This window comes from Acuticoccus sediminis, assembly GCF_003258595.1.
Taxonomy (GTDB): Bacteria; Pseudomonadota; Alphaproteobacteria; order Rhizobiales; family Amorphaceae; genus Acuticoccus; species Acuticoccus sediminis.
The window spans coordinates 21,889-44,465 of the sequence record NZ_QHHQ01000004.1 but is presented as its reverse complement, the minus strand read 5'-3'; the positions used below and the strand labels follow the sequence as shown (position 1 = coordinate 44,465).

18 protein-coding genes are annotated in these 22,577 nt (G+C 68.6%); 8 read left to right on the top strand and 10 right to left on the bottom strand.

Annotation, left to right across the window (positions count from 1 at the left end; genetic code table 11):
• Nucleotides 1–61 precede the first annotated feature (61 nt).
• A complete protein-coding gene (locus DLJ53_RS18420) occupies nt 62–1,471 on the bottom strand; it encodes a glycosyltransferase family protein (protein ID WP_111347956.1) in 1,410 nt (469 codons plus the stop codon).
• A gap of 409 nt (nt 1,472–1,880) precedes the next feature.
• Between DLJ53_RS18420 and DLJ53_RS18415 the strand changes: the two genes are divergently transcribed.
• Complete coding sequence (locus tag DLJ53_RS18415; protein WP_111347954.1) at nt 1,881–2,987, top strand: hypothetical protein; 1,107 nt, start codon at nt 1,881–1,883, stop codon at nt 2,985–2,987.
• 180 nt (nt 2,988–3,167) lie between these two features.
• Here DLJ53_RS18415 and DLJ53_RS18410 read toward each other — a convergent pair whose 3' ends face one another.
• The 4 genes from DLJ53_RS18410 to DLJ53_RS18395 form a co-directional block, all read right to left on the bottom strand.
• Nucleotides 3,168–3,959 (bottom strand): amino acid ABC transporter ATP-binding protein, encoded by a 792-nt coding sequence (locus DLJ53_RS18410; protein ID WP_111347952.1) that lies wholly within the window; start codon nt 3,957–3,959, stop codon nt 3,168–3,170.
• Nucleotides 3,960–3,971: 12 nt separating this feature from the next.
• Complete coding sequence (locus DLJ53_RS18405) at nt 3,972–5,279, bottom strand: amino acid ABC transporter permease (RefSeq protein ID WP_111347950.1); 1,308 nt, start codon at nt 5,277–5,279, stop codon at nt 3,972–3,974.
• A 1-nt stretch (nt 5,280) separates the two neighbouring features.
• On the bottom strand, nt 5,281–6,477 hold the full coding sequence (locus tag DLJ53_RS18400; protein ID WP_111347948.1) for an amino acid ABC transporter permease: 1,197 nt from the start codon (nt 6,475–6,477) through the stop codon (nt 5,281–5,283).
• Between the two features lie 63 nt (nt 6,478–6,540).
• Complete coding sequence (locus DLJ53_RS18395) at nt 6,541–7,560, bottom strand: amino acid ABC transporter substrate-binding protein (RefSeq protein WP_111347946.1); 1,020 nt, start codon at nt 7,558–7,560, stop codon at nt 6,541–6,543.
• Between the two features lie 169 nt (nt 7,561–7,729).
• Here DLJ53_RS18395 and metC point away from each other — a divergent pair, with 169 nt between their 5' ends.
• Complete coding sequence (gene metC, locus DLJ53_RS18390; protein ID WP_111347944.1) at nt 7,730–8,902, top strand: cystathionine beta-lyase; 1,173 nt, start codon at nt 7,730–7,732, stop codon at nt 8,900–8,902.
• A gap of 91 nt (nt 8,903–8,993) precedes the next feature.
• Here metC and DLJ53_RS18385 read toward each other — a convergent pair whose 3' ends face one another.
• From DLJ53_RS18385 to DLJ53_RS18375, 3 genes are all read right to left on the bottom strand, one after another.
• A complete protein-coding gene (locus DLJ53_RS18385) occupies nt 8,994–9,326 on the bottom strand; it encodes a lipid-A-disaccharide synthase N-terminal domain-containing protein (protein ID WP_111347942.1) in 333 nt (110 codons plus the stop codon).
• The gene (locus DLJ53_RS18380; RefSeq protein WP_111347940.1) at nt 9,319–10,077 is read right to left on the bottom strand and encodes a glycosyltransferase family 2 protein; all 759 of its coding nucleotides are present in this window, start codon (nt 10,075–10,077) and stop codon (nt 9,319–9,321) included. The genes DLJ53_RS18385 and DLJ53_RS18380 overlap by 8 nt, the downstream gene beginning before the upstream one ends.
• 131 nt (nt 10,078–10,208) lie before the next feature.
• Entirely contained in the window at nt 10,209–11,891 is a 1,683-nt protein-coding gene (locus tag DLJ53_RS18375; protein ID WP_111347938.1) for an ArnT family glycosyltransferase, read from the bottom strand.
• A gap of 112 nt (nt 11,892–12,003) precedes the next feature.
• Here DLJ53_RS18375 and DLJ53_RS18370 point away from each other — a divergent pair, with 112 nt between their 5' ends.
• On the top strand, nt 12,004–12,834 hold the full coding sequence (locus DLJ53_RS18370) for a phosphodiesterase (RefSeq protein ID WP_111347936.1): 831 nt from the start codon (nt 12,004–12,006) through the stop codon (nt 12,832–12,834).
• On the top strand, nt 12,834–13,823 hold the full coding sequence (locus DLJ53_RS18365; RefSeq protein ID WP_111347934.1) for a threonine ammonia-lyase: 990 nt from the start codon (nt 12,834–12,836) through the stop codon (nt 13,821–13,823). Before DLJ53_RS18370 ends, DLJ53_RS18365 begins: the two co-directional genes overlap by 1 nt.
• A gap of 190 nt (nt 13,824–14,013) precedes the next feature.
• Here the strand turns inward: DLJ53_RS18365 and dgcA are convergent, their stop codons facing one another.
• The gene (gene dgcA, locus DLJ53_RS18360) at nt 14,014–14,991 is read right to left on the bottom strand and encodes an N-acetyl-D-Glu racemase DgcA (protein ID WP_111347932.1); all 978 of its coding nucleotides are present in this window, start codon (nt 14,989–14,991) and stop codon (nt 14,014–14,016) included.
• Entirely contained in the window at nt 14,991–16,001 is a 1,011-nt protein-coding gene (gene dgcN, locus DLJ53_RS18355; RefSeq protein WP_111347930.1) for an N-acetyltransferase DgcN, read from the bottom strand. The genes dgcA and dgcN overlap by 1 nt, the downstream gene beginning before the upstream one ends.
• Before the next feature lie 162 nt (nt 16,002–16,163).
• Between dgcN and DLJ53_RS18350 the strand changes: the two genes are divergently transcribed.
• Genes DLJ53_RS18350 through DLJ53_RS18335 form a run of 4 tightly spaced genes read left to right on the top strand, consistent with a single transcriptional unit; the run spans nt 16,164 to nt 22,558 of the window.
• Nucleotides 16,164–17,330 (top strand): ABC transporter permease, encoded by a 1,167-nt coding sequence (locus DLJ53_RS18350; RefSeq protein WP_111347928.1) that lies wholly within the window; start codon nt 16,164–16,166, stop codon nt 17,328–17,330.
• On the top strand, nt 17,330–18,223 hold the full coding sequence (locus tag DLJ53_RS18345) for an ABC transporter ATP-binding protein (RefSeq protein ID WP_244935104.1): 894 nt from the start codon (nt 17,330–17,332) through the stop codon (nt 18,221–18,223). The genes DLJ53_RS18350 and DLJ53_RS18345 overlap by 1 nt, the downstream gene beginning before the upstream one ends.
• A gap of 49 nt (nt 18,224–18,272) precedes the next feature.
• A complete protein-coding gene (locus DLJ53_RS18340; RefSeq protein WP_111347924.1) occupies nt 18,273–21,977 on the top strand; it encodes an MlaD family protein in 3,705 nt (1,234 codons plus the stop codon).
• Nucleotides 21,974–22,558 carry an ABC-type transport auxiliary lipoprotein family protein gene (locus tag DLJ53_RS18335; protein WP_111347922.1) on the top strand — a complete coding sequence of 195 codons (585 nt, stop codon included), beginning with the start codon at nt 21,974–21,976 and terminating at the stop codon, nt 22,556–22,558. Before DLJ53_RS18340 ends, DLJ53_RS18335 begins: the two co-directional genes overlap by 4 nt.
• Nucleotides 22,559–22,577: the final 19 nt, after the last annotated feature.

The following is a 22,577-nucleotide window of genomic DNA, read 5'->3' as shown; positions in this document are numbered from 1 at the left end:
GACGCCCGGGCCGGCAGCCTGCCGCATTGCCGGCCGCCACCCGCGAAACTGCAGCGCCGGATCAGACTGCGCTGCTGCCCTCCGCCCCGCCGATGATGAGCGGACCATAGAGCAGCTGCGCGAACATGCGCGACGGCCGGACCGTGGACCAGTAGGTGGTCCGCGCCAGCTTGGCGGCGGTGCGCACGGCCTTCGGGTCCTCCGCCGTGCGGCTGATCAGCTCGCCGAGCGCATCCGCGTCCGGGGCCGACAGGACCCGGTTCTTCACCGTTCCCGCAAACGACGTCCCGTCCAGGGTCAGGACGAGCTTGCCCGCGGCCATCGCGTGCAGCGCGGCGACCGAATGGTGTTCCGGCCGTCCCGCGATCGGGAGCAACAGGGCGTCGATCTGCTGCAGCGCCGCGAAGTACACCGGGCGGGCGAGGATCTCGTCGATCAGCGAGACGTTGCGGTCGGGGATCGACGCGAGCGCGGCGTGCGTCGCGATCACCTCGTCGGGCAGCGGCGACTCGTCGCTGTTCGGCCGCACCTGGACGACGAAGCGGACCTGGCGCGGGTTCGGCAGCGCGGCATTCGCGGCGCGGATCACGTCGGGGAGGTTGTGGAACCCGTTGTCGGCCGTCGGGGCGCTGAGGTAGCCGATGGTGATCCGGCCCGGCGCCGTCTCGCCCGGTTCGGCGAGGCTGATCTCCGGTGGTATCTCGAGCGGCACGACCGGGACGCCGAACGCGCTGGAGAGCCGCTGCGCCAGCGGCCGCGTCCAGGCGTAGAGGAAGGTCGAGACGCGCTCGCTGTTGAGCTGGTGGATCGCCGAGCCGATCCGGTCGAGAGTCGCGAATCGCTCGCGGTTGGGGAGCTGGTCGGCGTCCCACCATGTCGCGAGGTGGACAAACGGGCGCGAGGCGGCCGGCTGCTGCGCCAGAAGCTCCAGCACGATGGCGTAGAGCGAGGCGTCGCACACCGGAAACAGGAGGTGCCGCTTGCGGCTGAAGCGGGTCGCCGAGATGATCCAGCTGATCCGCTCCCGCACGGCCGCGAACGCCTCGGCCTGCTGCATCTCCGAGAGGTCGGAGATGCGCGTCAGCGAGGTGGAGAAGCCGCCGCCCCCGAACTCGCGGCTGTCGCGGTGGCCGATGACGACGGTCCGCAGGCTGAGCCGCTTGGCGCATTCGCACAGGCGAATCGCAAGGTCGTCGTGCGCGGGCTCGTCCGGGTCGGTCGACGGGTCGACGATGACGATCTCGTGGTCGAGCCCGTTCGTGCGGGCGACCTCCGGAAGCGCGGCATTGCGCAGCAGCGCGAACTCGATGTCGGTGATCGGGGGCTGCGACCAGACGGGGTCGAGCGACAGATTCTTCGCGCCGATCGACAGCTGCCCGGGCTTGCGCGTGGACACCGGTGACTGCGTATGCGTCGACGGGACGGCACGGCCGCCGCCCTTGGTGTCGTCGCCCGGCGGAGTGTCCGTCACGGGCGTCTTCGGCTCACGTCCTCGCACGGGGCGCCGCCTCCAGAATGCTGAAATGATGAATGAAATGGTACGTTGCTGAACGAGGTTCGCCGTCCCGCAGGCCGGGGTTCGGGCCCGGCGTCCGGTCGCAGATTCTCCCGGCCGGGCAAACGGCAGGTGCGCGCAAAGACATCGACAATGGTTCAACCGCTCAGGTGACCCCACAGTCTCTACCCGTGCGCGGCCCAATAGCAACAGGGCTCGACGTCCTGCCCGCGAACGCGGGCGTTTGCGGTCCACCGGCCACGTGGCGTTTCGTCGTGGACAGGGGGCCCGATCGCCTGCGCGGGATTTAGGCCGCGTTGTTTGATGCCATGGCAGGGAGTAAGCATTCCCATCGGATGTGAAACGTCGAACAGGCAGGACCGTGATGGCCCTCACCCGCAGTGACCGCCGCGAGAGTTTCCACGGGCTCTGGCCCTGGCCGGGAAACATATTTGTCGTCCTGTTCGGCGCGTGGACCTTCTACATGGCCTCCCAGGCCGAGACGCAGGACGTCCAGACGGCGTTCTACGGTCTCACCGGCCTCGCCGCGCTCGTGCTGCTTCTCGGCCTGCGGACCATCGGGCGCCGGCGGGAGGGGGCGGTCGAGCCGGCCGCCGTGCGCACCACGCCACGCGCCGAGGAGGTGAGCTTCACCCCGCGCGAGCGCATGCCGCAGAATGCGACCATGCGCACCGAGAGCGCCGCGACCGCGCGCCCGGCCACCCCGCCGCCAGTGGAGAACCGCGGAGCGGGACCCGGCGTCGACGCGATGATCAATCGCGAGAAGGCGGCCCGCGGCGCGCAGATCGCCAAGCTGGAATCGACCGTCAACGAGCGCCTCGCCATGATCGAGGCGCGGCTGGGGGCGGGGTCCGGCAACGGTTCGGTGCCGGTGCTGGACGAGTACCTGCGCATCGAGACCTTCAACGCGGCGATCAACGAGCGCCTTCTGCCGCGCATCAAGGAGATGATCAGCGCGGCGATCACCGAGCGCATGACGCCGGACGCCCTGCGCTCGGCCGTCGGCGGCGCGGCGCCGGGGGCGGTCGCCGAGGAGGTCGCGAGGCTGCGCTCCTCGCAGGACATCGACCACCGCGAGCTGGAGGCGCTGCGCTCGGCCATCGAGGCCGGGCAGGGCGGAGGCGAGGGCGGCCAGGGTGTCGCCGCCATGACCGCGCGGCTGCAGACGCTCGAAAAGACGCTGGAGGCGCAGAAGCGCGACCTCGAGGTCCTCGCCGGGTCGATGCGCGAGACGGTGACCGACGTCGGCCGCCAGCTCAAGCATGTCGACGAGGTGGTGGCCGACGTGCTGCGTCGGCTCGAGCAGCTCGACGGGCAGGGTGGCGGAGACGGCGCCCGCACGCCCGCCGACATTTCCCAGCTCCGCGACGCGCTGGCGACGATCATCGAGCAGAACCGCGACATCAAGGCCCGGCAGGAGATGCTGACGGCGCGGTTCCAGACCCCGTCCGGCGACGCCGCCAAGGAATAGCCGTTCGTCCCGATTTGCCATCGCCGGGCATCAGGTCCGGCGGCGCGAGGACAGGCGGCGGCCGGAGGGCCGCCGCTTTTTTTGTGCGGTTCCGGCGGGTTCGGGATGCGCACGAAAAAAGCCGGGCGTCGGCTGGACCGACACCCGGCTCGGGTCGAAGGCGCGCGGCCCGCTGGCCGGTCAGTGGGCGAGGATCTGGCTCAGGAAGAGCTTCGTGCGCTCGTGCTGCGGGTTGGTGAAGAACGGCTCCGGCGCGTTCGACTCCACGATCTGCCCCTGGTCCATGAAGACCACGCGGTTGGCGACCTGACGGGCGAAGCCCATCTCGTGCGTCACGCAGATCATGGTCATCCCCGACTGCGCGAGGTCGACCATCACGTCGAGCACTTCCTTGATCATCTCAGGGTCGAGCGCCGAGGTGGGCTCGTCGAACAGCATCACGTTCGGGCTCATGCACAGCGAGCGCGCGATCGCCACGCGCTGCTGCTGACCGCCGGAGAGCTGGCCGGGGTACTTGTTCGCCTGCTCGGGGATCTTCACCCGGGTCAGGTACTCCATGGCGATCTCGTTCGCCTGCTTCTTCGGCATCTTCTTCACCCAGATCGGCGCCAGGGTGCAGTTCTCGAGGATGGTCAGATGCGGGAACAGGTTGAAGTGCTGGAACACCATGCCGACGTCGCGGCGGATCTCGTCGATCTTCTTGAGGTCCGACGTGAGCTCGATGCCGTCGACGACGATCTTGCCGCTCTGGTGCTTCTCCAGCGCGTTGATGCAGCGGATCAGGGTCGACTTGCCCGAGCCGGAAGGGCCGCACACGACGATGCGCTCGCCCTTGTTCACGGTGAGGTCGATGTTCTTCAGGACGTGGAACTCGCCGTACCACTTGTTCATCCCGCTGATCTCGATCGCCACCTCTTTCGAGACGGTCATCGCGGGGGGTGCCACGTCGGGCGATGTAGCTGCGTTGGCCATGCGGTCGGCTCCTTAGCGGCGGTCGGCGGCTCTGAGGCGCTGCTCCAGGAACATGGAGTAACGCGACATGGCAAAGCAGCAGACGAAGAACATGAAGGCGATGAAGATGTAGAGCTCCCAGACGATGCCGTTCCACGTCGAGTTGGCGAGGATCGGCTTCATCAGGCCGAGCGGGTCCTGCAGGGCGATGATCGACACCAGCGTCGTGTCCTTGAAGAGACCGATGAAGGTGTTGACGATGCCCGGGATCGAGATCTTGAGCGCCTGCGGCAGGATGATGAGGCGCATCGACTGCCAGTAGCCGAGGCCGAGCGCGTCGGCCGCCTCGTACTGGCCCTTCGGCAGCGCCGCGAGGCCGCCGCGGATCACCTCGGCCATGTAGGCCGATGCGAACAGCGTCACCATGATCAGGACGCGCAGGACGATGTTGAAGTTCGTGCCCGGCGGCAGGAAGTAGTTCAGCAGCGTCGAGGCCACGAACAGGAGCGTGATCAGCGGCACGCCGCGGATGAACTCGATGAAGATGACGCACACCGTGCGCACGATCGGGAGCATCGACCGGCGCCCGAGCGCCAGCAGGATGCCGAGCGGCAGCGAGCCGGCGATGCCGGTGACGCCGATGACCGCCGTCAGCAGGAAGCCGCCGAACTTGCTGGAGTCGACCGGCTGCAGCACCAGCCCGCCCCAGAGGAGGAAGTAGGCGATCACCGGGTAGATCAGGGTGAACCAGATCCAGTAGGGCCGCTGCTTCTCCCCGCCGACGACGAGGGCGAGGATGCCGGCGATGACGGCGAGAACCGTCGTCGGCCCGGTGAGGACCTCCACCTTGGCGCCCGTCATCACGTCGTAGAGCGCGATGAGGAGCTTGATCGCGAGGAGGCCGCCCATCGCGTAGGCGAGCGGGCGCATGGTGCGGAAGAGCACCGGCACCATCGCGACGACGAGGAGCAGGAAGGCGACGTCCGGACGCCACCTGAGAGACACCGGATAGTAGCCGTAGATGAACTGGCCGAAGCGTTCGTGGATCACCGCCCAGCAGGCGCCGGTCGCGCCCTCGCCGAAGGAGGCGGTGATGATGTCGCGGCACTCCTTGATGCTGCTGGCGTTCCAGACCGAGTGGAACACCGCCCACTCCAGCATGCCGGGGAGCATGTAGAGGATGAGCGCGATCGCGAGGACGGTGACGATCGTGTTGGAGATCGAGGAGAAGAGGTTCTGCGTCATCCAGCCGAGGACGCCGGAGGAGGCGACCGGCGGCGGCTGCGGCTCGAACCTGGTCCGGGCGACGTAGGGCACGGTTTCTGCGTGAAGGTCGCTCATGTCAGCGCTCCACCAGCCGGACGCGTTCGTTGTAGAGGTTCATCACCGCCGAGATCAGCAGCGAGACGATGAGGTAGAAGCCCATCAGGAGCAGGATGCATTCCATCTCGCGCCCGGTCTGGTTCAGCGTGATGCCGCCGAGTGTGCCGGTGGCGTCCATGTAGCCGACCGCGATGGCGAGCGAGGAGTTCTTGGTCAGGTTGAGGAACTGGCTGATCAGCGGCGGCACGATGACCCTGAGCGCCTGCGGCAGGATGACGAGGTTCATCGCCCGGTTCGGCCTGAGGCCCAGCGCATAGGCGGCCTCCGACTGGCCGTGGCTGACCGACAGGATGCCGGCGCGCACGATCTCGGCGATGAAGGCGCCCGTGTACAGCGAGAGCGCGACCCACAGCGCGATGAGGGAGTCGCGCAGCTGGATGCCGCCCTGGAAGTTGAAGCCCTTCAGCTCCGGGTACGTCAGCGTGATCGGCGCGCCGAGGAGGATGTAGCCGATCAGCGACGGCACGACGAGGAGGCCGAGCCCGATCCACAGCATGGGCGTCTGCTCGCCGGTCGCCTCCTGGCGTCGGTTGGCCCAGGCGCGGACCATGAGGATCGCCGCGACCGAGAGCGCGAAGATGATGAGGAGGACGAGCGATCCGTCGCCGAAGTTGGGCGTCGGGATGTAGATGCCGCGGTTGGTGACGACGACCGGCCCGGTCTCGAGGCCGCGATAGGTGGCCGGGGCGGGCAGTGCGGTGTTGACGATCGCCGCGGTCAGCAGGATCCAGATCAGCACCGGAATGTTGCGGAAGGTCTCGACGTAGAGCGTCATGAGCTTGGCGACGAGCCAGTTCTTGGACAGGCGCGCGACGCCGGCGAGGATGCCGATGACGGTGGCCGTGACACAGCCCATGACGGCGATGAGGAGGGTGTTCAGGATGCCGACGAGGGCGGCGCGGGCATTGGTGGAGCGGCTCGTGTAGTCGATGAGGCGCTGGTTGATGTCGTAGTTGGCGGGTTGCCAGAGAAAGCCGAAATCAAAAGTCTTTCCGAGGGCGGCGAGGTTCTCGACCGCGTTGTTGACGAGCCAGGCCACCGCCAACATCAGGATCATCATCGTGATCGCCTGGATGAAGCCGGATCGGTATCGCTCGTCCCGCCAGAGCATTTCTATTCGGAAGGCGGGCGTCTCTGTACTGGCAGCAACGGTCATACCGGTCTCCAGATGTGGTGCGGGCGTGGACCCGGTGGGATCCACGCCCGGCGACCGTTGAGCTTAGCGGAACGGCGGCGAGTAGAGGATGCCACCATCGGTGTAGAGCGCGTTCAGGCCACGCTCGAGGCCGATGTCCGTGTCCGGACCGAGATAGGCGTCGAAGATCTCGCCATAGTTGCCGGTCGCGGCGATGGCGTTGACGGCCCAGTCCTTGTCGAGGCCCATCATGGAGCCGTACTCGCCCTCGGTGCCGAGGAGGCGGTTGACCTCCGGATCGTCACCCGGCGCGGACGCCATGTCCTTCACGTTCTCGGCGGTGACGCCCTTCTCCTCGGCGACGATCAGCGCGTTCAGCGTCCAGCGGACGATGTCGCCCCAGTCGTTGTCGCCGTGGCGCACGGCCGGGCCGAGCGGCTCCTTGGAGATGATCTCCGGCAGGATCACGTAGTCCTTCGGGTTCGGGTAGGACGAGCGGGTCGCCGCCAGGCCGGAGGCGTCCGTGGTGTAGACGTCGCAGGCGTTGGCGAGGAACTTCTCCTTCGCCTCGGTCTCCGTCTCGATCGGGACCGGCTCGTAGCTCATGTCGTTGGCGCGGAAGAAGTCGGCGAGGTTCAGCTCGGTGGTGGTGCCGGTCTGAATGCACACGGTCGCGCCGTCGAGCTCCATCGCGGAGGTCACGCCGAGGGCCTTCGGGACGATGAAGCCCTGTCCGTCGTAGTAGTTGACGCCGGCGAAATCGAGCTTGAGGTCGGTGTCGCGCGAGTAGGTCCAGGTGGTGTTGCGCGAGAGCATGTCGACCTCGCCCGAGGCGAGCGCGGTGAAGCGGGTCTTGCCGGTCAGCGACACGTACTCGACCTTCGGCTCGCCGAAGATGGCCGCGCCGACGGCCTTGCAGAGCGCGACGTCGAACCCTTGCCAGTTGCCTTGCTGGTCGGTGAAGGCAAAGCCCGGAATACCGGTGTTGATGCCGCACCGAAGCTGACCGCGGGCCTTGACGTCATCAAGGGTCGCAGCATGCGCCGCGCCGGCAACACATACCCCAGTGACCCCGGCGGCGATCGCCAGTTTGGTGAGTTTCATTTGTTTTGCTCTCTCCTTAGATCGCGACGGATGACTCGCGAAATCCGTTTGCTCGCCAAAAGCAAGCCTCGTGCCGAGCGCCGACATGACAACCCGGACGAGCGTGCATGGCTTGTCGGAGCATAGTCAGACGCTAGAAGAACTGCCAACGCCTTGAGGGGAATTTTGTATGGACGATGAGACCGCGCACCGCCCGAAGCGACGCGTTGCGACGACGCTGACGCACGCGGGCCGCGATCCGTCCGCGTTCCACGGATTCATCAATCCGCCCGTCGTGCACGCCTCGACCGTGCTTTATCCGAACGTCAAAGGAACACGAACGCGCACGCAGCGATACACATACGGCCGTTCGGGAACGCCGACGACCGACGCGCTCTGCGACGTTATGAACGAGCTGGAGGGGTCGGAAAAAACGGTTCTGGCGCCGACCGGGCTCGCCGCGTGCACCGTCGCGCTCGCCTCGGCGGTCAACGCGGGTGACCGTGTCCTGATCACGGACAACGTCTACCACCCGACGCGTAGCTTCGCGGACGGCTTCCTCAGGCGATTCGGGGTGGAGGTCGTCTACTTCGACCCGCTCGATCATGCGGCATTTGATCGCGAGCTCGAAAAAGGGGCGGCGGCGGCGTTCTTCGAGGCACCGGGCTCGCTGACCTTCGAGGTGGCGGACATCCCGTACCTCAACGCCCGGGCCAAGGCCGCCGGCGCGACGACGATGATCGACAACACGTGGGCGACGCCGCTCTACTTCCGCCCGCTGGAGCACGGGGTCGACCTGTCGATCCACGCCGCGACGAAGTACATCGCCGGCCACTCCGACCTTCTCCTCGGGACGGTGTCGGGCAACGGCGAGGCGATCGCCAAGGTGCGCAAGACGTGGGACGACTGGGGCGAGAACGTCGGTCCGGACGACGTCTACGCGACGCTGCGCGGGACCCGTACGCTGCACGTGCGCATGCCGCATTTCGAGCGCAACGCGCGCCTCGTGGCGGAGTGGCTCGACGCCGACCCGCGAGTGGGCAAGGTGCTCTACCCGGCGCTTCCGGGCGCCCCGGGGCACGCCCTGTGGAAGCGTGACTTCGACGGCGCGTCAGGCCTCTTCGCGATCACCTTCAAGGGCCGCACCGAGGACGAGATCATGAAGATGGTCGACAGCCTCGAGCTGTTCGGCATCGGCGCCTCGTGGGGCGGCTTCGAGAGCCTCGCCACCATGCCGGTGGTCAACAAGTTCCGCAGTGCGAAGGCCTGGCCGGACGACGAGCCGCTGGTGCGCCTCAACATCGGCCTCGAGGACCCGGCCGACCTCATCGAGGACCTCGACCGGGCAATGGCTCACCTCTGAGCCGCCGCCCGTCGGACGGGGGTTGGAGGCCAATGGCCTCCGACCCGGGGTCGCCCGCGCGGCGGAATGTCCCCGGCGGGGCCGGGGACGGTCAGCTTGCGTTGGCGAGCGCCGACTTCCGCTCGCGGACGATCAGCCAGATGTTGCGGGCGTAGATCAGCAGGCCCGTGCCCTGGCCGGCGATGAACACCGGGTCCTGGCGCGACAGGGCGTAGATAAACAGCAATCCGCCGCCGGCGATCGAGAAGAACCAGAACGCCACCGGGACGACGGACCGTCCCGCCCGCTCGGATGCGATCCACTGGATGAGGAAGCGCGCCGAGAACATGGCCTGGGCGAAGAACCCGATCGCGATCCAGACGTCGAACTGCTCGACGAAGACCTCGTGGAACCACGTTCCCAGGCCGGACCACCACTCACCCATCCACCGACTCCCGCGTTACCTCGACCGCGGTCGGGCGTGAGGCCGCCCGGCGCCGCAGCCACCACATGCCCAACAGGTCGGGCAGTCCCACCAGCGCGCGGTCGAGCACGCCATATTTCGATTGGCCCGTGGTGCGGGGCCGGTCGGCCACGTCCACATGTCCCACGCGCCACCCCTCGCGCATGAAGAGCGCCGGGTAGAAGCGGTGGTTGTTGTCGAAGAACGGCAGCGTCAGGTAGACGTCCCGCCGCATCGCCTTCAGCCCGCACGCGGTGTCGCGCGTGTCGTCCGCGAGGAGGGCGCGGCGCGTGCGGTTGGCGACCTTCGACACAAACTTCTTCTGCCACCCGTCGTGCCGGCGCGTGCGCTGGCCGGCGACGATGCCGACGGCCGGGTCGCTTAGGAGCGGAGCCACCAGCGCGGCGAGGAATTGCGGATCGTTCTGGCCGTCGCCGTCCATCGTGACGAGGATCTCGCCCCGGGCCGCCAGCGCGCCGGCGCGGATCGCCCGCGACTTGCCGCCCGACTTCTCGTGCCGCAGCACGCGCACGTTGGGGAGGCCTGCGCCGAGCGCGGCCCTGGCAGTCCCGTCGGTGGAGCCGTCATCGATGACGACGAACTCGTACGGGACGCCGAGCGAGCCGAGCGAGGACGCCGTGATCTCGTGCAGCACGTCCGCGATCGACCCCGCCTCGTCCTTGGCGGGAATCAGAATTGAGACGACCGGGCTTTCTGGGGCGCGGGATGACATCGACGGATCCGGGAACGAAGCGGCCGCGGACGCATCGGTTCGCGGTTCGGTCCCGTCTGTAGTGAAGCCGGCCGCTCCGGACAAGGTGGCGGCAGGTATGTCGTCCGGCTTCGGTCCGTCGCGGCCTCCGCTCACGGCGCCTCCTTCACGAAGAAGGTGAGGCGGACGGGATCGCCCTTGGAGATGTTGAACCCCGTCACCGTCGCCGGCTCCCTGAGCGTCACGCCGGCGGCCTCCGCCGCGGCGCGGACGCCTGCGACCGTGCGCTCGCGCGAGACGATGACGACGCACTCCTTCTCGGCCAGGGCGACGGCCTCCTCGGGGCCGGTGAGCGCGGTGTCTGTCCCGGCGAGGAAGATGAGGCTCGGCTCGTTGAAGCCGCCGACGCTGGCGATGCGCGGGTCCGGACAGGAGGAGACGGCGTCGGCCGTGCGCACGATGGTCGGGCTGACCCAGAGCGGGGCGATGTTGGGCACGATGAGGCCCCACGCCAGCGCCTGCGCCACCGCCGCGGAGGCGATCCCCGCGCCGACCACCGGCAGCGAGAGCGCCGCCCGTCCGCGCCACAGCGACATGCCGGCGACGACGCCGAGGCCGATCGCCACCACCGCGATCGGCGTCACCCACGAGAAGAGGATCCCGGTGACGTTGATCGGCAGGCCGACCGCGCTCGCGATGTAGGCCGGCGCCGCGAGGGCGACCAGCACGAGGCCGAGCGGCGTGGCGATCAGCGCGAAGCTCGCCAGGCGGCGCAGGAACCGGGGCGGTTCCGCGGACCCCAGCACCGCGACCACGGCGAGCGCGATCGCCGGCAGGAGCGGGAGCGTGTAGTGCGGCAGCTTGGTCGGCGTGATCTCGAAGACGATCCAGCTCGGGATCGCCCAGGCCGCCGCGAAGAGTAGCGCGGCGCTCCGCTCGGAGAAGAAGCCGCGCGCGGCCGCGACGAAGAACGGCGCCAGCGGCCAGGCGACCACGAAGAAGAGCGCAGCGTGCGTCAGCGGCGGGGCCCAGTGCCCTTCCTGCCCGGTCGCGGCCTTGCCGAGGAAGTCGCGCCCCAGCGCGTTGGCGAAGAACGCGCCGTCGGTCGCGCGCCAGATGGCCACGAACCAGGGCAGGCAGATGAGCGCCAGGATGAGGACGCCGACGAGCGGTCGAAGCCGCGGCACGAGGCTCCAGCCCGAGCGCCATGACAGGACGAGGACGCTGAGGACCGCCACCATCGGCGCGATCGGCCCCTTCACCAGGACGCCGAGCGCGAGGCCGACCCAGAAGGCGATCGGCGCGGCCCATCCTTTCGCCTCGCGCAGCCAGACCCGGGCGAGCGCGCCCTGCATCAGGACGACGGTCGCCAGCAGCACGGCATCGGTCTTGGCAAGCCGCGCCTCGACCCCGACGATGACCGTCGCGCCGAGGAGGCCGCCGACGATCAGCGCTCCGCCGAGCGGCAGGAACGCACGCGCCATCCAGACGGAGAGGAGAACGGCCGCGATGGCGCCGATGATCGAGGGCATCCGGTAGACCCACAACGGGGCCTCGTTGCCGTCGCCGCTTGCCCACACCGCCGCGGCCTGCAGCCAGTGGATGCCGATCGGCTTCTTGTTGCGCGGCGCGTCCTGGAAGCGGATTTGGACGTAGTCGCCCGTCTCCACCATCTGCTTGGTGGCCTGGGTGTAGCGCGGCTCGTCGCGGTCGAGCGGCGGCACTGTCGCAAAGCCGGGCACGTATGCCAAGAATACGAGCAGGACGAGCGCGATCGAGGCCCAAACACTGATCGATGACCCGTCGTGCGGGCGCGCTGTTGGTGGGGTCGACATGGAATGGCCTTAGGGGAACTGGGAGCCGGGGTCATCGGCCGGGATGCAACACTCCACAGTGTTACGCACGCGGCAGTAGCATCCGCACGGCGGCCCTGCTAGAGGCGCGCATATGGCGGTCTTTGCACAACTCACCGATCTGCACCTGAGGCCACCCGGCACTTTGACGCTGGGGCGGATCGACACTGACCGCTTCGTCGTCCAGGCCATCGACGCCATCAATTCCCGGCACCCTTATATCGACGCGGTGATTGTCTCCGGCGACATCACCGACCTCGGCGAGGAGGATGCCTATAATCGCGCCGCCATGCTGCTGTCGCGCTTCGCGGTGCCGGTCATCGTCATTCCGGGCAACCACGACTCGACCCCGACCCTGCGCGACGCGTTCCAGGCCTTCCCCGGCTTCGCCGAGGAGTGCGTGCCCGGCAAGGCCTGCCACGTGCACAAGATCGGCGGGGTGACGGTCGTCGCGCTCGACACGTCCGTCTCCTCGCCCGACCAGTCGCAGCACCAGGGCGAACTGGGTGAGGCGCAGCTCCGCTGGCTGGACGCGACGCTCGCGACCTCGGGTCCCGTCCTGATCGCGATGCACCACCCGCCGTTCCAGGTGGGGATCGACTTCATGGACAAGATCGGCCTCACCGACGCGCGCGCGTTCGCCAAGGTTCTGGCGCGGCACGAGAACATCGTGCGGATCGTCTGCGGCCATGTGCACCGCACGATCGTGTCCGAAGTCGGCGGCGTTCCGGTGATGGCGATCCCGGGCGTTGCGCATCAGGTGGTTCTGGCGTTGGATGAAATGACGCCGCCGGCCCTCGTCATGGAGCCTCCGGCCTACGGTGTGCATATGATTGAGGGCGGGCGCGCTGTGTCACATATCGGCTATGTCGAGACCTACGGCGCTCCCGTGACATTCGATGATCACGAGCCGGTCACTGCCTGATGGATGAACCCCCAGTTGCGATCACCGACGCGGACGTGGAGGCGGCCGCGAGCCGTCTGGCCGGTCGGGTTGTACATACGCCGTTGATGTCCTCCCCCGTGCTGGACACCCGGGTCGGCGCACGCGTCTTCATCAAGCCGGAGTGCCTGCAGCGCACCGGCTCGTTCAAGTTCCGGGGCGCGACGAACGCCATCGGGCGGCTGCCGGAAGGCTCGCGCCAGCGCGGCGTCGTCGCCTGCTCCTCGGGCAACCACGCGCAGGGCGTCGCGGAGGCGGCGCGGGTCGCCGGCATCCCGGCCACCATCGTCATGCCGCACGACGCGCCCGCCATCAAACGCGCCCGCACCATCCGCTCCGGCGCGACGGTCGTCGGGTACGACCGCGAGAACGACGACCGCGTCAAGATCGCGACCGACATCGCCGCCGAGACCGGCGCCACCTTCGTCTCGCCCTACGACGATCCCGGCGTGATGGCCGGGCAGGGCACGGTGGGGATCGAGGTGGCCGAGGACCTCGCGCGCCTCGGCGTCTCGCCGGACCGGGTGCTCGTCCCGGTGAGCGGCGGCGGCCTGCTGTCGGGCATCGCGACGGCGATCAAGGCGCGCATGCCGACGGCGGTCTGCCAGCCGGTGGAGCCGGAGGGGTTCGACGACACCTCCCGCTCGCTGCGCAGCGGCCACCGCGAGACGAACACGATCCGTGGCGGCTCCATCGCGGACGCGCTGCTGTCGCAGCAGCCGGGGGAGCTGACCTTCCCGGTACTGACGCGCCTCGCCGAGCCGGGCGTCGCCGTGCCGGACGAACTGATCTACAAGGCGATGGCCTTCGCCTTCCACGAGCTGAAGCTCGTCACCGAGCCGGGCGGCGCCATCGCGCTCGCCGCCCTGCTGGGCGGCCTCATCGACGTGAAGGGGGAAACGGTCGTGGTCGTCCTGTCGGGCGGCAACGTCGACCCGCCCATGCTGATGCGCGCACTCGAGGACGAATAGCGCCCCGATCCGGCCGAAGCACGGCTTCCCGGATGCCGGGCGGCCGTGCGGGCGCCCGGCCCGAGGAACCCTGCGCACGATCGAGCGCAGGAGGCAGGATTGGGAACCTCTCCGGAGGTCGCGGGCCAGATGTCCCGGAGGCCGCAGGCCAGGTACGCCGAGCGGCTGCAGCTTGCCGCGGCCGCGCGCCTCAGCCCCAGAGTTCGGGGCTGGGCGGGTAGACGGTCGAGCCATCGAAGGTGAGGCCGCCGTCGCGGTCATTGGCCAGCATCAGCGGGCCGTCGACATCGGCATAGTCGGCACCCGGTGCCAGCAGCATCGCCGGAGCGATACCGAGCGACGTCGACACCATGCACCCCACCATCACCTTGAGGCCGACACGCTCGGCCTCGGCCACGGCCTTCAGCGCCTCCGTCAGCCCGCCGGTCTTGTCGAGCTTGATGTTGACCGCATCGTAGCGGCCCTTCAGCGCGGCGAGATCCTTGGAGGTGTGGACGCTCTCGTCGGCGCAGATCGGCACCGGGTGGGAGATCGTCGCCAGCGCCCCGTCGCGGCGGGAGGGCAGGGGCTGCTCGATCATCGCCACCTTCGCCGCCGCGCAGGCGGACATGTTGATGAGAAGGTTGTTCTCGCTCCAGCCCTCGTTGGCGTCGACGATGAGCGTCGCGTTCGGCACCGCGGCGCGCACGGCGGCGATGCGCTTGTCGTCGCCGGTCGGCCGGCCGAGCTTGATCTTCAGCAGCGGGCGCTCGCTCGCGGCCGCCGCCGCCTCGGCCATCTCGTCCGGCTCGCCGAGGCCGATGGTATAGGCGGTCGTCACCGGCGACATCGTGCGGCCGACCATGTCGGCGACGCGCTGGCCGCTGCGCTTGGCCTCGAAGTCCCACATGGCGAGGTCGATGGCGTTGCGCGCGGCGCCGGCCTCCATCGCCTCCTGAAGCTCCTCGCGGGTGAGCCCGGCGGCGACCTTCTCGGCCATCGCCTCGATGTCGCCGACGACGCCCTCGACCGACTCGCCGTAGCGCGGGTAGGGCACGGACTCGCCGCGGCCCGTGAAGGTGCCGTCGGTGATCATCGCGACGACGACGCGGGCGATGGTGCGCCGCTCGCGCGAGATCGAGAACACCCCGGCGATCGGGAACTCTTCGGCGCGAGCGGTGAGCTGCATCACGCGAGATACTCCGCGGCGAGGGCGTCGACGATCGGGTCGACCCCGAAGCGGACCGGATCGATCGTCGGCAGGTTGTATTCCGTCGCAACCGAGTAGAGCATCGCCCGTGCCTCTCCCTCGTCGAGCGCGGCGGTGTTGACGGCGATGCCGACCGGCCTGATCGCCGGGTTGGTCAGCTTGCCCATCGCGATCGTCGCCTCGATCACCTCGCCGATGGTCGGCAGCGGGGTCTCGACGCCGCGCATCTTGGTGCGGGTCGGTTCGTGGCAGACGACGAAGGCGTCGGGCTGCGCACCGTGCAGCAGGCCGAGCGACACGCCGGCGAAGGACGGGTGGAACAGCGAGCCCTGACCCTCGACGATCTGCCAGGCGTTCGGCTCCGTCGCCGGGGTGAGCCACTCGGCCGCACCGGAGATGAAGTCGGCGACCACCGCGTCGATGGCGACGCCCCGGCCGGAGATGAACACCCCGGTCTGCCCGGTGGCGCAGAATGTCGCGTCGAAGCCCTTGGCATTCATGCCGGCTTCAAGTGCGAGCGCGGTATACTTCTTGCCGACGGAGCAGTCGGTTCCGACCGTCAGGAGGCGCTTGCCGGAGCGTTTGTTGCCCTTGCCCGTAGCGAAGCTCTGCTTGGAGATGCGAACGTCGAGCAGCCGCTGGCCGGTCTTGGCCGCGGCCTCGGCGATGGCCGGCACGCTGGCGAGCGGCTTGTGCAGCCCGCTCGCGACGTCGAGCCCGGCCTCCAGCGCCTCGACGATGGAGGCGATCCAGTGATCCGGAAGGACACCGCCCGCGTTGACGACGCCGACGATCATCGTCTTGGCGCCCGCGGCGGCGGCGTCCGTCGCATTCATCTCGGGGAGCTTGGCGTCGGCCTTGCAGTTCGGCAGGCGCCACTGACCCACGCACCAATCGCGCCGCCAATCGACGATACCGAGACCGGTCTTGGCGGCCAGCGCGTCCGGAACGTCGCCGAGAAACAACAGATAGGGGCGTTCGAGTTCCATAGACGCCTATTCCTCTTTGATCTTTGCGGACTTTTCACCCAGTGCCGACATGATGCCATTGTGCAGCACTCCGCGAGACGCTGCATCGGTATCGGCCGACTGCTGGTGACGAAACCGCCTTGTGGAGCTACCACCTAAAACGAGCACGCAAAAGACGAGAAGATGGACGCGCAGGCCCCATCCCCGACGCCATCGGTCAAAGTCGACCACGACGGCGACAAATTCACGGCCACCTTCGGCGGCAGCTGGACGGTGAGCGGTGCCGATTCGGCGGAACGGGCCATCAAGGCGCTCGATCCTCTCTCCGCGCCCGGTCGGGGGCAGCACGCGGCGGAGGTGACGTTCGATCTCGGCAACGTGACCACCGCCGACACCGCCGGCGCCTGGATCATCCATCGCGAGCGGGCACGGGCCGAGTTCGTCGGCAACCGCGTCAAGCTGGCGAACGTCAGCCAGCGCATGGAATTCCTGCTCGACGAGATCGAGAACCACATCCCGCAGCTTCTCGATCGGCCGCGCCAGCCGCCGGCCATCGTCCGCTGCCTCAGCTCCGTCGGCCAGAGCACGGTCAGCATCGGGCACGACTTCGTCAACCTGCTGTCGATGCTGGGGGTGTTCGGCTTCCGCCTGTCGACGGTGTTCTCGCACTTCTCGCGCCTTCGCGTCATCTCCGTGCTGTCGCACTTCGACCGGGCCTGCCGCGGCGCGGTGCCGATCGTCATGCTGATGAGCTTCCTCGTCGGCCTCATCGTGGCGCAGCAGGGCGGCTTTTACCTGTCCTCGTTCGGCGCGACGATCTTCGTCGTCGACATGTCCGGCATCCTCATCCTGCGCGAGCTCGGCGTGCTGCTCGCGGCGATCCTCGTCGCCGGCCGCTCCGGCTCGGCGTTCACCGCCGAGATCGGCTCGATGCGCATGCGCGAGGAGGTCGACGCGCTCAACGTGCTCGGCCTCGACCCGGTCGAGGTGCTGGTGGTGCCGCGCCTCATCGCGCTCATCCTCGCGCTGCCGCTCCTCGCCTTCCTGTCGGACATCGCCGCCATCATCGGGGCGATGCTCATCTCGTGGAGCAACCTCGGCATCTCGCCGGACGTCTTCCTGCGCCGGCTGAACGAGGTGGTGACGCCGCTGGAGTTCTGGGTCGGCATCGCCAAGGCGCCGTTCATGGCGCTCATCATCGGTCTGGTCGGCTGCTCCGAGGGCCTGAAGGTCGGCGGGTCGTCCGAATCGCTGGGCCGTCAGACGACGAGCTCGGTGGTGAAGGCGATCTTCCTGGTGATCGTCGTTGACGGCCTGTTCGCCGTCTTCTTCGCGGCAGTGGGGATCTAGTGAGCGACGAAGACGATACCGCCCCGATGGAAGAGACCCTGCCGGACGGGACGCGGCGGGTCACCGAGGTCCCCGCGCATCACGGCAGGGCCGCGGAGGACGACGGTCTGAAGCACGTCCAGCCGACCGACGAGCACGTCATCGAGGTGCGCGACGTCGAGGTCCGCTTCGGCTCCTTCACGGTGTTCAAGAACCTGAACCTCGACGTGCGGCGCGGCGAGATCCTCGGCTTCGTCGGCGGCTCGGGACAGGGCAAGTCCGTGCTGATGCGCACCATCCTCGACCTGGTGCCGAAATATTCCGGCACCATCCGCCTCTTCGGCGAGGACGTCGACAAGCTGTCGGTACCGCAGCGCGCGCTCCTCAACCGCCGCTACGGCGTCCTCTTCCAGATGGGCGCGCTGTTCTCCTCGCTGACGGTGAAGGAGAACATCCAGGTGCCGATGAAGGAGCAGGGCTCCAACATGAGCAAGCAGCTCATGGACGAGCTGGCGCTGATGAAGATCGACATGGTCGGCCTCGCCCGCAACGCGGCGGACAAGCTCCCCTCCGAGCTGTCGGGCGGCATGATCAAGCGCGCCGGTCTCGCCCGCGCGCTGGCGCTCGACCCGGACCTCCTCTTCGTGGACGAGCCGACGTCGGGGCTCGACCCGATCGGCGCGGCCAATTTCGACGACCTGATCGCGGGCCTGCGCGATACCCTCGGGCTCACCGTCTACATGGTGACCCACGACCTCGATTCCTTGTGGAACGTGTGCGACCGCGTGGCGGTGCTTGCCGACAAGCGTGTCATCGTCAACGGCCCGGTCCAGGACCTGATCGACTACGACCACCCCTGGGTTCGCGAATACTTCCGCGGCGTCCGCGGCGGGCGGTTCGTGGACGCTGAATGATGTTTCAGTCTGTCGCGGCCGGCCGCCGCATAACGAGTAGGGCTCACTGATGGAAACCCGTGCCAACTACGTCGCGATTGGCATTTTCGTGCTCGTCGTCCTCGCAGGGGCGTTCGGTTCGCTCTGGTGGCTCTACCGGTCCTCTGGCAGTGGCGCGACCGAGGCGCTGCGCATCATCTTCCCCGAGGCGGTGACGGGTCTGTCGACGGGCGCGGGCGTCTACTTCAACGGTATCCGCATCGGCGAGGTGACCTCGCTCGAGTTTCCGCCGGAAGGGGGCGACAACGTCATCGCGATCACGCGGGTGAACCCCTCCGCGCCGATCAAGGTCAACACGCAGGCCCAGCTCGCCTCGCAGGGGCTGACGGGCGTCGCCTACGTCTCGCTGGTCGGCGGCACGGGCGAATCGATCTTCGAGGCGGCCGAGAAGGAGGACAAGGTTCCGACCCTCCAGGCCGCGACGAGCGCCTTCACCAACGTGCTGGACACGTTGCAGAGCGTCCTCGGCCGGCTCGATTCCACGCTGGGCTCGGTGCGCCAGCTCGTCGACGAGAACCAGGGGAACCTGTCCGGCGTCGTCCAGAACGTCCGCACGATCACCGACAACCTGGCCCAGGCCTCGCCGCAGATCCCGGCTATGGTGACGGACTTCTCCAACGCCGCCTCCGCGATCGGTGAGGCCGCGCCGAAGATCGCCGGCGTCGTCGAGAACGCCAACGGCATCCTCGCCGCCATCGACCCGTCTCGCGTCACAACCATCGTCGGCAACGTCGAGAGCTTCACCGGCGAGCTGCCGCAGCTCGGCCAGAAGGCCGGCACGGTGATCGACAATGTCGGCGGCATCATCACCCGCCTGAGCGACACCGCGAACACGCTGAACGACGCGGTCGCCGCGGCCGACCAGGTGGTCCGGACGATCGACGCCGGGACGATCACGAAGATCCTGACCAACGTGGCGACCTCGAGCACGGCGTTCGCCGACCGCTCGGACGCCATCGGCAACCTCATCGACAACGCCTCGCGCATCAGCACCGACGTCGCCTCGATCACCGACGTCATCGCCCAGCGCAAGGACTCGCTGGACCAGGCGATCACCGACGCCTCCAGCCTGATCGCCGACGCGCGCGGCGCGGTCCAGACTGCGGCCCCGGTGATCGAGAACCTCAGCAAGGCCGCGGCCGCGGTGACGCCGGAGAAGGTCACCGGCATCGTCGACAACGTCCAGACCGTCACCTCCACGCTCGCCGGGCAGTCGGAGAACGTCGCGAGCCTCGTCGCCTCCGCGACCGACGCCGCCAAGGGCATCGACAGCGTGACCGCGATCCTCAGCGCCCGCAGCGAATCGATCGGCACGACGCTCGATCAGGCCGCGCAGATGGTGACCAACCTGCGCGAGGCGTCCGAGGGCGCGCCGAAGCTCGTCACCAGCGCCGAGACGCTGCTCAGCGACGCCGCCGCCACGGTGCGGGCGGTCGACGCGACGCGCATCAACGCCGTCGTCTCCAATGTCGAATCGTTCACCCAGACCATCGCCGGCAAGAACGAGGCGATCTCGCAGTTCATCGATTCGGCCAACGGCACCGCGCAGCGCGCCGAGGCGATCTCCTCGGCCGTCGCCCAGCGCATGCCGGCGATCGGCACGGCGATCGACAACGCCACCGCCGCCATCGCCAGCGTCCGCGAGACGACCGACAAGCTGCCGCAGATGGCGGACGCGCTGCAGCCGGGCATCCAGAATGTCGCCGACGCCCTGTCGGCGATCGACCCGGCCGCCATCGACGCCATCGTCGCCAATGTCGAGGATCTGACGGCGACGCTCGCCGGGCAGGGACCGGCGGTGGAGCGGATCGTCAACCGCGTCGAAGGCGTGGTGGCGGACGCCAACTCCGTCGCCGCCGATGCGCGCGTGATCATCGAGCAGGTGGCGGCGCGCCGCACCGAGATCGGCACCGCCATCGACAACGCCACCGCGGCGATCGCCAGCGCCCGCCAGGCGGCGGACGCGGCGCCCCAGCTCGTCGCCTCGCTGCAGCCGGGGATCGAGAACTTCTCGGCCGCTCTGTCGGCGGTGGATCCGACCGCGGTCGAGGGCATCGTCGGCAGCGTGCGCACGCTCGCCGACACGATCAGCAACCGCACCGGCTCCATCGACCACATCATCACGTCGGCGGAGAGCACGCTCGGCAATGCGGAAACGATCTCGACGTCGGTCGCGGCCCGCATGCCGGCGATCGAGGGCGCGATCGACAACGCGGCGGCCACCGTCGCCGACGCGCGCGTCTTCGCCCAGTCGCTGCCGGAGTTCGCGACGACCCTGCAGCCCGGCATCGAGAACGTCTCCGCCGTCCTCTCGGCGATCGATCCGACCGCCGTGCAGGGCATCGTCAGCGACGTGAAGTCGATGACGGAGACGCTCGTCGGCCAGACCGAGAACGTCCGCTCCATCATCGCCAACGTCGACGGGACGGCGGCGGACGCGCGCCAGATCGCGGCGACCGTTTCGGCGCAGATGCCGCAGGTGACGGGCGCGATCGACGACGCGCGCGCCGCGGTCGCCTCGGCGCGCACCTTCGCCGACACCCTCCCGGGCTACGCTGAAACGCTGCAGCCGGGCGTGGAGAACGTCTCGGCGGTGCTGCAGGCGGTGGATCCTCAGGCGATCAGCGACATCGTCGCCAGCGCCAAGACGCTGACCGACACGCTGGGCGCGAGCGCCCCGCAGGTGCAGCACTTCATCGCCACCGCCGGCGTCGCCGCCGACGACGTTGCCGAGATCACCGGCCGCGTGCGTGGCCAGCTCGGCACGATCACCGAGGCGATCGACACCGCCAACAGCGCGGTGGCGGACGTGAAGACGTTCACCGCGACGCTGCCGGCGCTCCGCCGACAGCTCGACCCGGTGGTCGACGCGGTCACCGAGGTCGTGACGGCGGTCGATCCGGTGATGGTCCGCGCCATCATGACCAACGTGCGCGACGTGACCCTCACGCTGTCGGACCAGCGCGAGAACGTTTCGCAGATCGTCTCCACCGTGGGCGACGCCTCGCGGCGCATCGACCAGGTGGCGGCGGCGGTCTCGGCCCGGGCGGACGAGATCAGCTCCGCCATCGATTCGGTGTCGACCTTCGCGGGGGCGCTGCGGGACCAGGCGCCGTCGATCGACGGCATCGTCCAGTCCGTCTCGCGCGCGGCCAACGGGGTCGCCGACACGGTCGCCTCCATCAACACGAGCGCGATCAACGGCATCCTCGACAACGCGCAGAAGGTGGCGACGGCGGTCGGGTCCCGCACCGACGCCATCGGCAAGGCCATCGACGACGTGGTCCAGTCGGCCGAGCAGATCACTCAGTCGCTCGACGGGGCCGACGGCGAGAACGGCCTCGTGCAGGAGGTGCTCGACCGGGTGAAGCGGATCTCGGTCAACGTCGAGAACGCGTCCAACAAGCTCGGCACGCTGGTCGACCGTGCGAACGCCGTCCTGGGCGGCGAGGTGCAGCGGGTCTTCAATGGTGTGAATGAGGCAACGGCCTCGATTGAGCAGGTTGCTGCTGCATTTGCGCCACGCGCTGGCCAAATCGCTAACGGCCTTTCGAGGTTCAGCCAGAGCGGCCTTGACGATCTGAGGGCCCTCATCAATCAAGGTCGTAGTACCTTGAGATCCATCGAGAGTGCCGTGTCGAGTTTTGACCGAGACCCAAGCCGCATCATCTTCGGTGGTGACAACGCTCCGCGGTATTCGCCGCAGCGCCGATGAGGAGAGTACGCGCTGTTGCTTCGCTGGCGCTCGTGCTCGCCCTCATCGGGTGTGCCGGGGGCGATAAGGTCGAGGCGATCTACGAACTGACGGCGCTGCCCAATCCGGCGGTGGCCAGCGGCACCACGGCGCAGATCCTGGTGCCGGAGCCCCGTGCGCTGGAGGCGCTCTCGACGGCGAAGATCGCGGTCAAGCCGACCGCGCTCACGCTCGCCTACTATCCGAAGGTGGCCTACCAGGACGCGGCGCCGAAGGTGCTGCAGCGCATCCTGCTCGACACGTTCGAGAACTCCGGCCGGGTCCACGCCGTGGGCCTGCCGGGGCAGAGCCTCCTGATCAACTATCAGGTCGTGACCGAGGTCCGTGCGTTCCAGGTGGAGACCTACCAAGGCAATCGCGCGCGGGTCGAAGTCGCGGTGAAACTCCTGAACGATTCGGACGGCCGCGTCCTGCGGACCCGCGTCTTCGACGCCGCCGTGCCGATCGGCAGCGACGACGTGGAGAGTGCGGCGGAGGGCATGAACGCCGCCGCCCGCCAGGCCGCCCTCGAAATCGTCGACTGGACGCTGACCGCCATCTGAGCCTCGGCGGCGTGGGAAA

What these genes read in the sequence shown, in the direction of transcription:
- DLJ53_RS18415 (WP_111347954.1), top strand. Translation starts at nt 1,881, where the DNA reads ATGGCCCTCACCCGCAGTGACCGCCGCGAGAGTTTCCACGGGCTCTGG.
- DLJ53_RS18410 (WP_111347952.1), bottom strand. Translation starts at nt 3,959, where the DNA reads ATGGCCAACGCAGCTACATCGCCCGACGTGGCACCCCCCGCGATGACC.
- DLJ53_RS18405 (WP_111347950.1), bottom strand. Translation starts at nt 5,279, where the DNA reads ATGAGCGACCTTCACGCAGAAACCGTGCCCTACGTCGCCCGGACCAGG.
- DLJ53_RS18400 (WP_111347948.1), bottom strand. Translation starts at nt 6,477, where the DNA reads ATGACCGTTGCTGCCAGTACAGAGACGCCCGCCTTCCGAATAGAAATG.
- DLJ53_RS18395 (WP_111347946.1), bottom strand. Translation starts at nt 7,560, where the DNA reads ATGAAACTCACCAAACTGGCGATCGCCGCCGGGGTCACTGGGGTATGT.
- metC (WP_111347944.1), top strand. Translation starts at nt 7,730, where the DNA reads ATGGACGATGAGACCGCGCACCGCCCGAAGCGACGCGTTGCGACGACG.
- DLJ53_RS18385 (WP_111347942.1), bottom strand. Translation starts at nt 9,326, where the DNA reads ATGGGTGAGTGGTGGTCCGGCCTGGGAACGTGGTTCCACGAGGTCTTC.
- DLJ53_RS18380 (WP_111347940.1), bottom strand. Translation starts at nt 10,077, where the DNA reads ATGTCATCCCGCGCCCCAGAAAGCCCGGTCGTCTCAATTCTGATTCCC.
- DLJ53_RS18375 (WP_111347938.1), bottom strand. Translation starts at nt 11,891, where the DNA reads ATGTCGACCCCACCAACAGCGCGCCCGCACGACGGGTCATCGATCAGT.
- DLJ53_RS18370 (WP_111347936.1), top strand. Translation starts at nt 12,004, where the DNA reads ATGGCGGTCTTTGCACAACTCACCGATCTGCACCTGAGGCCACCCGGC.
- DLJ53_RS18365 (WP_111347934.1), top strand. Translation starts at nt 12,834, where the DNA reads ATGGATGAACCCCCAGTTGCGATCACCGACGCGGACGTGGAGGCGGCC.
- dgcA (WP_111347932.1), bottom strand. Translation starts at nt 14,991, where the DNA reads ATGCAGCTCACCGCTCGCGCCGAAGAGTTCCCGATCGCCGGGGTGTTC.
- dgcN (WP_111347930.1), bottom strand. Translation starts at nt 16,001, where the DNA reads ATGGAACTCGAACGCCCCTATCTGTTGTTTCTCGGCGACGTTCCGGAC.
- DLJ53_RS18350 (WP_111347928.1), top strand. Translation starts at nt 16,164, where the DNA reads ATGGACGCGCAGGCCCCATCCCCGACGCCATCGGTCAAAGTCGACCAC.
- DLJ53_RS18340 (WP_111347924.1), top strand. Translation starts at nt 18,273, where the DNA reads ATGGAAACCCGTGCCAACTACGTCGCGATTGGCATTTTCGTGCTCGTC.
- DLJ53_RS18335 (WP_111347922.1), top strand. Translation starts at nt 21,974, where the DNA reads ATGAGGAGAGTACGCGCTGTTGCTTCGCTGGCGCTCGTGCTCGCCCTC.